23 protein-coding genes are annotated in these 10,486 nt (G+C 50.6%); 22 read left to right on the top strand and 1 reads right to left on the bottom strand.

Going from position 1 to position 10,486, the window contains the following annotated elements; genetic code table 11:
• The first annotated feature begins 183 nt into the window (after positions 1-183).
• The gene (gene bfd / locus N7V53_RS22200) at positions 184-378 is read left to right on the top strand and encodes a bacterioferritin-associated ferredoxin (RefSeq protein ID WP_034812717.1); all 195 of its coding nucleotides are present in this window, start codon (positions 184-186) and stop codon (positions 376-378) included.
• A gap of 72 nt (positions 379-450) precedes the next feature.
• Complete coding sequence (gene bfr, locus N7V53_RS22195) at positions 451-927, top strand: bacterioferritin (RefSeq protein ID WP_034812713.1); 477 nt, start codon at positions 451-453, stop codon at positions 925-927.
• Here the strand turns inward: bfr and N7V53_RS22190 are convergent.
• Positions 924-1,379: an A24 family peptidase gene (locus N7V53_RS22190; RefSeq protein ID WP_279794959.1), complete on the bottom strand. Its 456-nt coding sequence runs from the start codon at positions 1,377-1,379 to the stop codon at positions 924-926. The genes bfr and N7V53_RS22190 overlap by 4 nt on opposite strands.
• Before the next feature lie 377 nt (positions 1,380-1,756).
• On the opposite strand from N7V53_RS22190, the gene rpsJ reads away from it, so the two are divergent.
• The 20 genes from rpsJ (at position 1,757) to rpmD (ending at position 10,485) form a co-directional block, all read left to right on the top strand.
• Positions 1,757-2,068, top strand: coding sequence for a 30S ribosomal protein S10 (gene rpsJ, locus N7V53_RS22185; RefSeq protein ID WP_001181005.1), 312 nt, complete (start codon positions 1,757-1,759; stop codon positions 2,066-2,068).
• A 32-nt stretch (positions 2,069-2,100) separates the two neighbouring features.
• Entirely contained in the window at positions 2,101-2,730 is a 630-nt protein-coding gene (gene rplC / locus N7V53_RS22180; RefSeq protein ID WP_023479430.1) for a 50S ribosomal protein L3, read from the top strand.
• Between the two features lie 10 nt (positions 2,731-2,740).
• On the top strand, positions 2,741-3,346 hold the full coding sequence (rplD, locus tag N7V53_RS22175) for a 50S ribosomal protein L4 (RefSeq protein WP_023479434.1): 606 nt from the start codon (positions 2,741-2,743) through the stop codon (positions 3,344-3,346).
• Positions 3,343-3,645, top strand: a complete 303-nt coding sequence (gene rplW, locus N7V53_RS22170; RefSeq protein WP_000617546.1) for a 50S ribosomal protein L23 — start codon at positions 3,343-3,345, stop codon at positions 3,643-3,645. The genes rplD and rplW overlap by 4 nt, the downstream gene beginning before the upstream one ends.
• 17 nt (positions 3,646-3,662) lie before the next feature.
• Positions 3,663-4,484 carry a 50S ribosomal protein L2 gene (gene rplB, locus N7V53_RS22165; protein ID WP_000301859.1) on the top strand — a complete coding sequence of 274 codons (822 nt, stop codon included), beginning with the start codon at positions 3,663-3,665 and terminating at the stop codon, positions 4,482-4,484.
• Positions 4,485-4,500: 16 nt separating this feature from the next.
• On the top strand, positions 4,501-4,779 hold the full coding sequence (gene rpsS, locus N7V53_RS22160) for a 30S ribosomal protein S19 (RefSeq protein WP_001138115.1): 279 nt from the start codon (positions 4,501-4,503) through the stop codon (positions 4,777-4,779).
• Between the two features lie 14 nt (positions 4,780-4,793).
• Positions 4,794-5,126: a 50S ribosomal protein L22 gene (rplV, locus tag N7V53_RS22155; RefSeq protein ID WP_002919773.1), complete on the top strand. Its 333-nt coding sequence runs from the start codon at positions 4,794-4,796 to the stop codon at positions 5,124-5,126.
• Between the two features lie 17 nt (positions 5,127-5,143).
• The gene (gene rpsC, locus N7V53_RS22150; RefSeq protein ID WP_000529945.1) at positions 5,144-5,845 is read left to right on the top strand and encodes a 30S ribosomal protein S3; all 702 of its coding nucleotides are present in this window, start codon (positions 5,144-5,146) and stop codon (positions 5,843-5,845) included.
• 12 nt (positions 5,846-5,857) lie between these two features.
• Positions 5,858-6,268: a 50S ribosomal protein L16 gene (gene rplP / locus N7V53_RS22145; RefSeq protein ID WP_007369814.1), complete on the top strand. Its 411-nt coding sequence runs from the start codon at positions 5,858-5,860 to the stop codon at positions 6,266-6,268.
• Positions 6,268-6,459, top strand: coding sequence for a 50S ribosomal protein L29 (rpmC, locus tag N7V53_RS22140; protein WP_004388609.1), 192 nt, complete (start codon positions 6,268-6,270; stop codon positions 6,457-6,459). Before rplP ends, rpmC begins: the two co-directional genes overlap by 1 nt.
• Complete coding sequence (rpsQ, locus tag N7V53_RS22135) at positions 6,459-6,713, top strand: 30S ribosomal protein S17 (RefSeq protein ID WP_017460070.1); 255 nt, start codon at positions 6,459-6,461, stop codon at positions 6,711-6,713. The genes rpmC and rpsQ overlap by 1 nt, the downstream gene beginning before the upstream one ends.
• A gap of 165 nt (positions 6,714-6,878) precedes the next feature.
• On the top strand, positions 6,879-7,250 hold the full coding sequence (gene rplN / locus N7V53_RS22130; protein WP_023479426.1) for a 50S ribosomal protein L14: 372 nt from the start codon (positions 6,879-6,881) through the stop codon (positions 7,248-7,250).
• Positions 7,251-7,260: 10 nt separating this feature from the next.
• Positions 7,261-7,575, top strand: coding sequence for a 50S ribosomal protein L24 (gene rplX, locus N7V53_RS22125; protein ID WP_016538464.1), 315 nt, complete (start codon positions 7,261-7,263; stop codon positions 7,573-7,575).
• A 14-nt stretch (positions 7,576-7,589) separates the two neighbouring features.
• Positions 7,590-8,129: a 50S ribosomal protein L5 gene (gene rplE, locus N7V53_RS22120; protein WP_023479410.1), complete on the top strand. Its 540-nt coding sequence runs from the start codon at positions 7,590-7,592 to the stop codon at positions 8,127-8,129.
• A 14-nt stretch (positions 8,130-8,143) separates the two neighbouring features.
• Positions 8,144-8,449, top strand: a complete 306-nt coding sequence (gene rpsN / locus N7V53_RS22115; RefSeq protein WP_007369817.1) for a 30S ribosomal protein S14 — start codon at positions 8,144-8,146, stop codon at positions 8,447-8,449.
• A 33-nt stretch (positions 8,450-8,482) separates the two neighbouring features.
• Positions 8,483-8,875 (top strand): 30S ribosomal protein S8, encoded by a 393-nt coding sequence (gene rpsH, locus N7V53_RS22110; RefSeq protein ID WP_023479407.1) that lies wholly within the window; start codon positions 8,483-8,485, stop codon positions 8,873-8,875.
• 12 nt (positions 8,876-8,887) lie between these two features.
• A complete protein-coding gene (gene rplF, locus N7V53_RS22105) occupies positions 8,888-9,421 on the top strand; it encodes a 50S ribosomal protein L6 (protein WP_023479418.1) in 534 nt (177 codons plus the stop codon).
• Positions 9,422-9,430: 9 nt separating this feature from the next.
• Positions 9,431-9,784: a 50S ribosomal protein L18 gene (gene rplR, locus N7V53_RS22100; RefSeq protein ID WP_017460073.1), complete on the top strand. Its 354-nt coding sequence runs from the start codon at positions 9,431-9,433 to the stop codon at positions 9,782-9,784.
• Between the two features lie 14 nt (positions 9,785-9,798).
• Positions 9,799-10,299 (top strand): 30S ribosomal protein S5, encoded by a 501-nt coding sequence (rpsE, locus tag N7V53_RS22095; protein ID WP_007369821.1) that lies wholly within the window; start codon positions 9,799-9,801, stop codon positions 10,297-10,299.
• Positions 10,300-10,305: 6 nt separating this feature from the next.
• Positions 10,306-10,485, top strand: coding sequence for a 50S ribosomal protein L30 (gene rpmD / locus N7V53_RS22090; protein WP_001140434.1), 180 nt, complete (start codon positions 10,306-10,308; stop codon positions 10,483-10,485).
• Position 10,486 lies beyond the last annotated feature (1 nt).

The following is a 10,486-nucleotide window of genomic DNA, read 5'->3' as shown; positions in this document are numbered from 1 at the left end:
GAGCTAATTCGTTAGCTTTGAATTTGAAAAAAGGGCGCTTCGGTGCCCTTTTTGCTGCCTGCTAGTTAGCCATCCTGCCATTACAGCTGTTCACACTTTTCTGCAAATTCCCTTATAGTTGTCCTGTTGTAATCATAACCATTCTCATTTACACTTTGCGCATTAAGTGAACGGGAGTGATCCATGTACGTTTGTTTGTGTAACGGTGTAAGTGATAAAAAAATTCGCCAGGCTGTGCGCCAGTTTCACCCTCAATCATTTCAGCAGCTCCGCAAGTTTGTTCCGGTAGGAAATCAGTGTGGTAAATGCATTCGTGCTGCTCGTGAGATCATGCAGGATGAGTTGACCCAGATGCCGGAATACAAAGAGATTGCCTGAGGCTCTATCTTTTTTTTGACATCCCTGTAGCCCCATCTACGCTTCAATGAGTGGAAGCGGAGGGACTACATAATGAAAGGTGATGTTAAAATCATAAATTATCTCAATAAATTATTGGGAAATGAGCTTGTCGCAATCAATCAGTACTTTCTCCATGCGAGAATGTTCAAGAACTGGGGGCTGACCCGCCTCAATGACGTTGAATACCATGAATCCATCGATGAAATGAAACACGCCGATTTGTATATCGAGCGTATTCTGTTTCTCGAAGGGATCCCGAACTTGCAGGATCTGGGCAAACTCGGTATTGGCGAAGACGTTGAAGAGATGCTGCAATCAGACCTGCGTCTGGAGCTGGAAGGCGCGAGAGATCTGCGTGAAGCAATCGCCTATGCTGACAGCATCCATGACTATGTCAGTCGCGATATGATGATCAAAATTCTTGCCGACGAAGAGCACCACATTGACTGGCTGGAAACAGAGCTGGATCTGATCGCTAAACTTGGTATGCAGAATTACCTTCAGTCGCAGATTAAAGTCGAAGGCTAAAACCGTATTAGCGTGGGGTAACCCACCACGAAACCCGCTGCCGCGAGGAAAGGTCCAAACGGCAGCGGGTTTTTTATTACCTGTAATTTACGGCAGCGGCAAAGAGTGAAAGCCACTGCGCAGCAGGCAAAAAGCGCGGCATAAAATACAAGAGCAGGAAGAACCGACCAGCCGTGCCACGCGCCGAGCGCGGCAAGATACTTCACATCGCCATAGCCCAATCCTTCATGGCCCCGTAATAATCGATATCCCCAGTAAATAGCGGCAAAACTGATATAACCCGCCATTGCCCCTAAGACGGCATCCGCCAGAAATTCAGTATGTGACAGATATTGCCAGAGTAAGCCCGTCCAGAGTAGAGGGCAGGTATAGCGATCCGGCAGCAGCCCCGAGCGCAGGTCACACCTGACGAGCAGAAGATTTAATACGATATAGAGAATGAGAAAAAACATGGCGTCCCTGCCTTAAGCTTTAGCAATCCGCTGCCAAGAGTGCGTCATACTCATAAACAAGGGAAGGGGAGGGTGAGCAGAGTGCGAGCTGATTTCCAAAGATTCTATGCGTGATAAAAAGGGCGACACTCTCCTTGCGAGCCGGCACGCATCGCTGTTTAATTTCTAAACTGCACTTGCGTCCGCGCCAGATTTACGTATAATGCGCGGGCTTGTCGTAATTGACGGCTGGCTCGATCTGAGCCATAGCGACGAAGTTTGCCGCTAACAATGCCCCCAATCGGGGGGCTACGTAAGAACGATTACACTCCCCCATCAATCGTAATGGGTGTGAGGAGTAATTATTTTCGTCTATAAATAATTGGAGCTCTGGTCTCATGCAGAACCAAAGAATCCGTATCCGCTTGAAAGCGTTTGATCATCGTCTGATCGATCAATCAACCGCCGAAATCGTCGAAACTGCGAAGCGCACTGGTGCGCAAGTACGTGGTCCGATCCCGCTGCCGACCCGCAAAGAGCGCTTTACCGTTCTGATCTCTCCGCACGTCAACAAAGATGCGCGCGATCAGTACGAAATCCGCACTCATAAGCGTCTGGTTGACATCGTTGAGCCAACCGAGAAAACCGTTGATGCTCTGATGCGTCTGGATCTGGCTGCCGGTGTAGACGTGCAGATCAGCCTGGGTTGATCAGGTCATCGAGCGATTGAGAGGTTGAAACAATGATTGGTTTAGTCGGTAAAAAAGTGGGCATGACCCGCATCTTCACTGAAGATGGCGTTTCTATCCCAGTAACCGTAATCGAAGTTGAAGCAAACCGCGTTACTCAGGTTAAAGATCTGGCTAACGACGGCTACCGCGCTATCCAGGTTACCACCGGTGCTAAAAAAGCTAACCGCGTAACCAAGCCGGAAGCGGGTCACTTCGCTAAAGCTGGCGTAGAAGCTGGTCGTGGTCTGTGGGAATTCCGTCTGGCTGACGGTGAAGAGTTCTCCGTAGGTCAGGACATTAGCGTTGAGCTGTTTGCTGAAGTTAAAAAAGTTGACGTAACTGGCACCTCTAAAGGTAAAGGTTTCGCAGGTACCGTTAAGCGCTGGAACTTCCGTACCCAGGACGCTACTCACGGTAACTCCCTGTCCCACCGCGTTCCGGGTTCTATCGGTCAGAACCAGACCCCGGGCAAAGTGTTCAAGGGCAAGAAAATGGCAGGTCAGCTGGGTAATGAGCGCGTAACCGTTCAGAGCCTGGACGTAGTACGTGTTGACGCTGAGCGCAACCTGCTGCTGGTTAAAGGTGCTGTCCCGGGTGCAACCGGTAGCGACCTGATCGTTAAACCAGCTGTGAAGGCGTGAGGAGATAGCAATGGAATTAGTATTGAAAGACGCGCAGAGCGCGCTGACTGTTTCCGAAACTACCTTCGGTCGTGACTTCAACGAAGCGCTGGTACACCAGGTTGTTGTTGCTTATGCAGCTGGTGCTCGTCAGGGTACTCGTGCTCAGAAGACCCGTGCTGAAGTAACTGGTTCCGGTAAAAAACCGTGGCGCCAGAAAGGCACCGGCCGTGCGCGTTCAGGTTCTGTTAAGAGCCCGATCTGGCGTTCTGGTGGCGTGACCTTCGCTGCACGTCCGCAGGACCACAGTCAAAAAGTTAACAAAAAGATGTACCGCGGCGCGCTGAAAAGCATCCTGTCCGAACTGGTACGTCAGGATCGTCTGATCGTTGTCGAGCAGTTCTCTCTGGAAGCGCCGAAAACCAAGCTGCTTGCTCAGAAACTGAAAGACATGGCTCTGGAAGATGTGCTGATCATCACCGGTGAGCTGGACGAGAACCTGTTCCTGGCCGCACGTAACCTGCACAAGGTTGACGTACGCGATGCGACTGGTATCGACCCGGTTAGCCTGATCGCCTTCGACAAAGTCGTAATGACTGCTGATGCTGTTAAGCAAGTTGAGGAGATGCTGGCATGATTCGTGAAGAACGTCTGCTGAAGGTGCTGCGCGCACCGCACGTTTCTGAAAAAGCGTCTACTGCGATGGAAAAAACCAACACCATCGTTCTCAAAGTTGCAAAAGACGCGACCAAAGCAGAAATCAAAGCTGCTGTGCAGAAACTGTTTGAAGTCGAAGTCGAAGTCGTTAACACCCTGGTAGTTAAAGGGAAAGTTAAACGTCACGGACAGCGTATCGGTCGTCGTAGCGACTGGAAAAAAGCTTACGTCACCCTTAAAGAAGGCCAGAATCTGGACTTCGTTGGCGGCGCTGAGTAAGTCGGAGGAGTAATACAATGGCAGTTGTTAAATGTAAACCGACATCTCCGGGTCGTCGCCACGTAGTTAAAGTGGTTAACCCTGAGCTGCACAAGGGCAAACCTTTTGCTCCGTTGCTGGAAAAAAACAGCAAATCCGGTGGTCGTAACAACAATGGCCGTATCACCACTCGTCATATCGGTGGTGGCCACAAGCAGGCTTACCGTATTGTTGACTTTAAACGCAACAAAGATGGTATCCCGGCAGTTGTTGAACGTCTTGAGTACGATCCGAACCGTTCCGCGAACATCGCGCTGGTTCTGTACAAAGACGGTGAGCGCCGTTACATCCTGGCCCCGAAAGGCCTGAAAGCTGGCGACCAGATTCAGTCTGGCGTTGATGCTGCAATCAAAGCAGGCAACACCCTGCCGATGCGCAATATCCCGGTTGGTTCTACCGTTCATAACGTAGAAATGAAACCAGGTAAAGGCGGTCAGCTGGCACGTTCCGCTGGTACTTACGTTCAGATCGTTGCTCGCGATGGTGCTTATGTCACCCTGCGTCTGCGCTCTGGTGAAATGCGTAAAGTAGAAGCAGACTGCCGCGCGACTCTGGGCGAAGTTGGCAATGCTGAGCATATGCTGCGCGTTCTGGGTAAAGCAGGTGCTGCACGCTGGCGTGGTGTTCGTCCTACCGTTCGCGGTACTGCGATGAACCCGGTCGACCACCCACACGGTGGTGGTGAAGGTCGTAACTTTGGTAAGCACCCGGTAACTCCGTGGGGCGTTCAGACCAAAGGTAAGAAGACCCGCAGCAACAAGCGTACTGATAAATTCATCGTACGTCGCCGTAGCAAATAATTTTAGAGGATAAGCCATGCCACGTTCTCTCAAGAAAGGTCCTTTTATTGACCTGCACTTGCTGAAGAAGGTAGAGAAAGCGGTGGAAAGCGGAGACAAGAAGCCCCTGCGCACTTGGTCCCGTCGTTCAACGATCTTTCCTAACATGATCGGTTTGACCATCGCTGTCCATAATGGTCGTCAGCACGTTCCGGTATTTGTTTCCGACGAAATGGTCGGTCACAAACTGGGTGAATTCGCACCGACTCGTACTTATCGCGGCCACGCTGCTGATAAAAAAGCGAAGAAGAAATAAGGTAGGAGGAAGAGATGGAAACTTTAGCTCAACATCGCCATGCTCGTTCTTCTGCTCAGAAGGTTCGCCTTGTTGCTGACCTGATTCGCGGTAAGAAAGTGTCGCAGGCTCTGGATATTCTGACCTACACCAACAAGAAAGCGGCTGTACTGGTCAAGAAGGTTCTGGAATCTGCCATTGCTAACGCTGAACACAACGATGGCGCTGACATTGACGATCTGAAAGTTGCGAAAATTTTCGTAGACGAAGGCCCGAGCATGAAGCGCATTATGCCGCGTGCAAAAGGTCGTGCAGATCGCATCCTGAAGCGCACCAGCCACATCACTGTGGTTGTGTCCGATCGCTGAGACTCTGGAGACTAGCAATGGGTCAGAAAGTACATCCTAATGGTATTCGCCTGGGTATTGTAAAACCATGGAACTCTACCTGGTTTGCGAACACCAAAGAATTCGCTGACAACCTGGACAGCGATTTTAAAGTACGTCAGTACCTGACTAAGGAACTGGCTAAAGCGTCTGTATCTCGTATCGTTATCGAGCGTCCGGCTAAAAGCATCCGTGTGACTATTCACACTGCTCGCCCGGGTATCGTTATCGGTAAGAAAGGTGAAGACGTTGAGAAACTGCGCAAGGTCGTAGCGGATATCGCTGGCGTTCCTGCTCAGATCAATATCGCCGAAGTTCGTAAGCCTGAACTGGACGCAAAACTGGTTGCTGACAGCATCACTTCTCAGCTGGAACGTCGTGTTATGTTCCGTCGTGCTATGAAGCGTGCTGTACAGAACGCCATGCGTCTGGGCGCTAAAGGTATCAAAGTTGAAGTTAGTGGCCGTCTGGGTGGCGCTGAGATCGCACGTACCGAATGGTACCGTGAAGGTCGCGTTCCGCTGCACACACTGCGCGCTGACATTGACTACAACACCTCCGAAGCGCACACCACTTACGGTGTAATCGGCGTTAAAGTGTGGATCTTCAAAGGTGAGATCCTTGGTGGTATGGCTGCAGTTGAACAACCGGAAAAACCGGCTGCTCAACCTAAAAAGCAGCAGCGTAAAGGCCGTAAATAAGGAGCGTCGCTGATGTTACAACCAAAGCGTACAAAATTCCGTAAAGTGCACAAAGGCCGCAACCGTGGTCTCGCGCAGGGCACGGATGTGAGCTTCGGCACTTACGGTCTGAAAGCTGTTGGCCGTGGTCGTCTGACCGCTCGTCAAATCGAAGCAGCACGTCGTGCTATGACTCGTGCTGTTAAGCGTCAGGGTAAGATCTGGATCCGTGTATTCCCGGACAAGCCGATCACCGAGAAGCCGCTGGAAGTTCGTATGGGTAAAGGTAAAGGTAACGTGGAGTATTGGGTTGCCTTGATTCAGCCGGGTAAAGTCCTGTACGAAATGGACGGTGTTCCGGAAGAGCTGGCCCGTGAAGCCTTCGAGCTGGCAGCAGCAAAACTGCCGATTAAAACCACCTTTGTAACTAAGACGGTGATGTAATGAAAGCAAAAGAGCTGCGTGAAAAGAGCGTTGAAGAGCTGAACACCGAGCTGCTTAACCTGCTGCGCGAGCAGTTCAACCTGCGTATGCAGGCTGCGAGTGGCCAGCTGCAACAGACTCACCTGTTGAAGCAAGTGCGTCGTGATGTCGCACGCGTTAAGACTTTACTGACTGAGAAGGCGGGTGCGTAATGACCGATAAAATCCGTACTCTGCAAGGTCGTGTTGTTAGCGACAAAATGGAGAAATCCATTGTTGTAGCTATCGAACGTTTTGTGAAACACCCGATCTACGGTAAATTCATCAAACGTACGACCAAACTGCACGTACACGACGAGAACAACGAATGCGGTACCGGCGACGTGGTTGAAATCCGCGAATGCCGTCCGCTGTCCAAGACTAAGTCCTGGACGCTGGTTCGCGTTGTAGAGAAAGCGATTCTGTAATAGAGTACGCGTTCTCTAACGAATAAACGGCTCAGAAATGAGCCGTTTATTTTTTCTACCCATATCACAGAAGCGGTGTTATAATGCCGCGCCCTCGATATGGGGCTTTTTATCGACCCTGATTTTGGGGTCTTCAGTAGTAGTTGACATTAGCGGAGCACTAAAATGATCCAAGAACAGACTATGCTGAACGTCGCCGACAACTCCGGTGCACGTCGCGTAATGTGTATCAAGGTTCTGGGTGGCTCGCACCGTCGCTACGCAGGCGTAGGCGACATCATCAAGATCACCATCAAGGAAGCAATTCCGCGTGGTAAGGTCAAAAAAGGTGATGTGCTGAAGGCGGTAGTGGTGCGCACCAAGAAGGGTGTTCGTCGCCCGGACGGTTCTGTCATTCGCTTCGATGGTAATGCATGCGTTATTTTAAACAATAACAGCGAGCAACCTATCGGTACGCGTATTTTTGGGCCGGTAACTCGTGAACTTCGTTCTGAGAAGTTCATGAAAATTATCTCTCTGGCACCAGAAGTACTTTAAGGAGCGAGTCATGGCAGCGAAAATCCGTCGTGATGACGAAGTTATCGTGTTAACCGGTAAAGATAAAGGTAAACGCGGTAAAGTAAAAAATGTTCTGTCTTCCGGCAAGATCATTGTTGAAGGTATCAACCTGGTTAAGAAACATCAGAAGCCGGTTCCGGCCCTGAACCAACCAGGTGGCATCGTTGAAAAAGAAGCTGCAATTCAGGTTTCTAACGTTGCACTCTTCAATGCGGCAACCGGCAAGGCTGACCGTGTAGGCTTTAGATTCGAAGACGGCAAAAAAGTCCGTTTCTTTAAATCTAACAGCGAAACTATCAAGTAATTTGGAGTAGTACGATGGCGAAACTGCATGATTACTACAAAGACGAAGTAGTTAACAAACTCATGACTGAGTTTAGCTACAATTCTGTCATGCAAGTCCCTCGGGTCGAGAAGATCACCCTGAACATGGGTGTTGGTGAAGCGATCGCTGACAAGAAACTGCTGGATAACGCAGCAGCTGACCTGGCAGCAATCTCCGGTCAAAAACCGTTGATCACCAAAGCGCGCAAATCAGTTGCGGGCTTCAAAATCCGTCAGGGCTATCCGATCGGCTGTAAAGTGACTCTGCGTGGCGAACGCATGTGGGAGTTCTTTGAGCGCCTGATCACTATTGCTGTACCTCGTATCCGTGACTTCCGCGGCCTGTCCGCTAAGTCTTTCGACGGTCGTGGTAACTACAGCATGGGTGTCCGTGAGCAGATCATCTTCCCAGAAATCGACTATGACAAAGTCGACCGCGTGCGTGGTTTGGATATTACCATTACCACTACTGCGAAATCTGACGAAGAAGGCCGTGCTCTGCTGGCTGCCTTTGACTTCCCGTTCCGCAAGTAAGGTAGGGTTACTTCATGGCTAAGCAATCAATGAAAGCACGCGAAGTTAAACGCGTAGCTTTAGCTGAAAAATACTTCGCGAAACGCGCTGAACTGAAAGCGATCATTTCTGATGTGAACGCTTCCGACGAAGATCGTTGGAACGCTGTTCTCAAGCTGCAGAGTCTGCCGCGTGATTCCAGCCCGTCTCGTCAGCGTAACCGCTGCCGCCAAACTGGTCGTCCGCATGGTTTCCTGCGGAAGTTCGGGTTGAGCCGTATTAAGGTCCGTGAATCCGCAATGCGCGGTGAAATCCCGGGTCTGAAAAAGGCTAGCTGGTAATTGTCACCAATTGAATCACGGGAGTAAAGACAGATGAGCATGCAAGATCCGATCGCGGATATGCTGACCCGTATCCGTAACGGTCAGACCGCGAACAAAGCTGCGGTCACCATGCCTTCCTCCAGGCTGAAAGTGGCAATTGCCAACGTGCTGAAGGAAGAAGGTTTTATTGAAGATTTCAAAATTGAAGGCGACACCAAGCCGGAACTGGAAGTGACTCTTAAGTACTTCCAGGGAAAAGCTGTGGTAGAAAGCATTCAGCGTATCAGCCGTCCAGGTCTGCGCATCTATAAAAGAAAAGATGAGCTGCCGAAAGTTATGGGTGGTCTTGGTATCGCAGTTGTTTCTACCTCTAAAGGTGTTATGACTGATCGTGCAGCGCGCCAGGCTGGTCTTGGTGGCGAAATTATCTGCTACGTAGCCTAATCGGAGGAAAGAATGTCTCGTGTTGCTAAAGCACCGGTCGTCATTCCTGCCGGCGTTGATGTAAAAATCAACGGTCAGGTTATCACGATCAAAGGTAAAAACGGCGAGCTGACTCGTACCCTGAACGATGCTGTTGAAGTTAACCAGGCAGACAATGCCCTGACCTTCGGTCCGCGTGATGGTTACGTGGATGGTTGGGCTCAGGCTGGTACCGCGCGTGCCCTGCTGAACTCAATGGTTATCGGTGTTACCGAAGGCTTCACTAAGAAGCTGCAGCTGGTTGGTGTAGGTTATCGTGCAGCGGTTAAAGGTAGTGTTGTAAACCTGTCTCTGGGTTTCTCACATCCTGTTGACCATCAGCTGCCGGCGGGTATCACTGCTGAATGTCCGACTCAAACTGAAATCGTGCTGAAAGGCGCTGATAAGCAGGTGATCGGTCAGGTTGCAGCTGATCTGCGCGCCTACCGTCGTCCTGAGCCTTATAAAGGCAAGGGTGTTCGTTACGCCGACGAAGTCGTGCGTACCAAAGAGGCTAAGAAGAAGTAAGGTAACACTATGGATAAGAAATCTGCTCGTATCCGTCGTGCGACCCGCGCACGCCGCAAGCTCAAAGAGCTTGGTGCGACCCGCCTGGTGGTACATCGTACCCCGCGTCATATTTACGCCCAGGTAATCGCATCGAATGGTTCTGAAGTTCTGGTAGCTGCTTCTACTGTAGAAAAAGCTATCTCTGAACAACTGAAGTACACCGGTAACAAAGACGCCGCTGCAGCTGTAGGTAAAGCTGTTGCTGAACGCGCTCTGGAAAAAGGCATTAAAGATGTGTCCTTTGACCGTTCCGGGTTCCAATATCATGGTCGCGTCCAGGCACTGGCAGATGCTGCTCGTGAAGCTGGCCTTCAGTTCTAAGGTAGAGGTGTAAGATGGCTCACATCGAAAAACAGGCTGGCGAACTGCAGGAAAAGCTGATCGCGGTTAACCGCGTATCTAAAACCGTTAAAGGTGGTCGTATTTTCTCCTTCACAGCTCTGACTGTTGTTGGCGATGGTAACGGTCGCGTTGGTTTTGGTTACGGTAAAGCGCGTGAAGTTCCAGCAGCGATCCAGAAAGCGATGGAAAAAGCCCGTCGCAATATGATTAACGTCGCGCTGAACCACGGCACCCTGCAGCACCCGGTTAAGGGTACTCACACGGGTTCTCGTGTCTTCATGCAGCCGGCTTCCGAAGGTACCGGTATCATCGCCGGTGGTGCAATGCGCGCCGTTCTGGAAGTCGCTGGAGTTCATAACGTTCTGGCTAAAGCATATGGTTCCACCAACCCGATTAACGTGGTTCGTGCAACTATTGATGGCCTGGAAAATATGAAGTCTCCAGAAATGGTCGCTGCCAAGCGTGGTAAATCCGTTGAAGAAATTCTGGGGTAATTGACCATGGCAAAGACTATTAAAATCACTCAAACCCGCAGTGCAATCGGTCGTCTGCCGAAACACAAGGCAACGCTGCTTGGCCTGGGTCTGCGTCGTATTGGCCACACTGTAGAACGCGAGGATACTCCTGCGGTTCGCGGTATGGTCAACGCGGTTTCCTTCATGGTTAAAGTTGAGGAGTAAG

The organism is Kosakonia sp. HypNH10 (assembly GCF_029850615.1).
Taxonomy (GTDB): Bacteria; Pseudomonadota; Gammaproteobacteria; order Enterobacterales; family Enterobacteriaceae; genus Kosakonia; species Kosakonia cowanii.
This window is presented reverse-complemented; position numbering and strand designations above follow the sequence as displayed.

Excerpts from the sequence above, each read along its gene's own strand:
- bfd (WP_034812717.1), top strand. The coding sequence starts at position 184 with ATGTACGTTTGTTTGTGTAACGGTGTAAGTGATAAAAAAATTCGCCAG.
- bfr (WP_034812713.1), top strand. The coding sequence starts at position 451 with ATGAAAGGTGATGTTAAAATCATAAATTATCTCAATAAATTATTGGGA.
- N7V53_RS22190 (WP_279794959.1), bottom strand. The coding sequence starts at position 1,379 with ATGTTTTTTCTCATTCTCTATATCGTATTAAATCTTCTGCTCGTCAGG.
- rpsJ (WP_001181005.1), top strand. The coding sequence starts at position 1,757 with ATGCAGAACCAAAGAATCCGTATCCGCTTGAAAGCGTTTGATCATCGT.
- rplC (WP_023479430.1), top strand. The coding sequence starts at position 2,101 with ATGATTGGTTTAGTCGGTAAAAAAGTGGGCATGACCCGCATCTTCACT.
- rplD (WP_023479434.1), top strand. The coding sequence starts at position 2,741 with ATGGAATTAGTATTGAAAGACGCGCAGAGCGCGCTGACTGTTTCCGAA.
- rplW (WP_000617546.1), top strand. The coding sequence starts at position 3,343 with ATGATTCGTGAAGAACGTCTGCTGAAGGTGCTGCGCGCACCGCACGTT.
- rplB (WP_000301859.1), top strand. The coding sequence starts at position 3,663 with ATGGCAGTTGTTAAATGTAAACCGACATCTCCGGGTCGTCGCCACGTA.
- rpsS (WP_001138115.1), top strand. The coding sequence starts at position 4,501 with ATGCCACGTTCTCTCAAGAAAGGTCCTTTTATTGACCTGCACTTGCTG.
- rplV (WP_002919773.1), top strand. The coding sequence starts at position 4,794 with ATGGAAACTTTAGCTCAACATCGCCATGCTCGTTCTTCTGCTCAGAAG.
- rpsC (WP_000529945.1), top strand. The coding sequence starts at position 5,144 with ATGGGTCAGAAAGTACATCCTAATGGTATTCGCCTGGGTATTGTAAAA.
- rplP (WP_007369814.1), top strand. The coding sequence starts at position 5,858 with ATGTTACAACCAAAGCGTACAAAATTCCGTAAAGTGCACAAAGGCCGC.
- rpmC (WP_004388609.1), top strand. The coding sequence starts at position 6,268 with ATGAAAGCAAAAGAGCTGCGTGAAAAGAGCGTTGAAGAGCTGAACACC.
- rpsQ (WP_017460070.1), top strand. The coding sequence starts at position 6,459 with ATGACCGATAAAATCCGTACTCTGCAAGGTCGTGTTGTTAGCGACAAA.
- rplN (WP_023479426.1), top strand. The coding sequence starts at position 6,879 with ATGATCCAAGAACAGACTATGCTGAACGTCGCCGACAACTCCGGTGCA.
- rplX (WP_016538464.1), top strand. The coding sequence starts at position 7,261 with ATGGCAGCGAAAATCCGTCGTGATGACGAAGTTATCGTGTTAACCGGT.
- rplE (WP_023479410.1), top strand. The coding sequence starts at position 7,590 with ATGGCGAAACTGCATGATTACTACAAAGACGAAGTAGTTAACAAACTC.
- rpsN (WP_007369817.1), top strand. The coding sequence starts at position 8,144 with ATGGCTAAGCAATCAATGAAAGCACGCGAAGTTAAACGCGTAGCTTTA.
- rpsH (WP_023479407.1), top strand. The coding sequence starts at position 8,483 with ATGAGCATGCAAGATCCGATCGCGGATATGCTGACCCGTATCCGTAAC.
- rplF (WP_023479418.1), top strand. The coding sequence starts at position 8,888 with ATGTCTCGTGTTGCTAAAGCACCGGTCGTCATTCCTGCCGGCGTTGAT.
- rplR (WP_017460073.1), top strand. The coding sequence starts at position 9,431 with ATGGATAAGAAATCTGCTCGTATCCGTCGTGCGACCCGCGCACGCCGC.
- rpsE (WP_007369821.1), top strand. The coding sequence starts at position 9,799 with ATGGCTCACATCGAAAAACAGGCTGGCGAACTGCAGGAAAAGCTGATC.
- rpmD (WP_001140434.1), top strand. The coding sequence starts at position 10,306 with ATGGCAAAGACTATTAAAATCACTCAAACCCGCAGTGCAATCGGTCGT.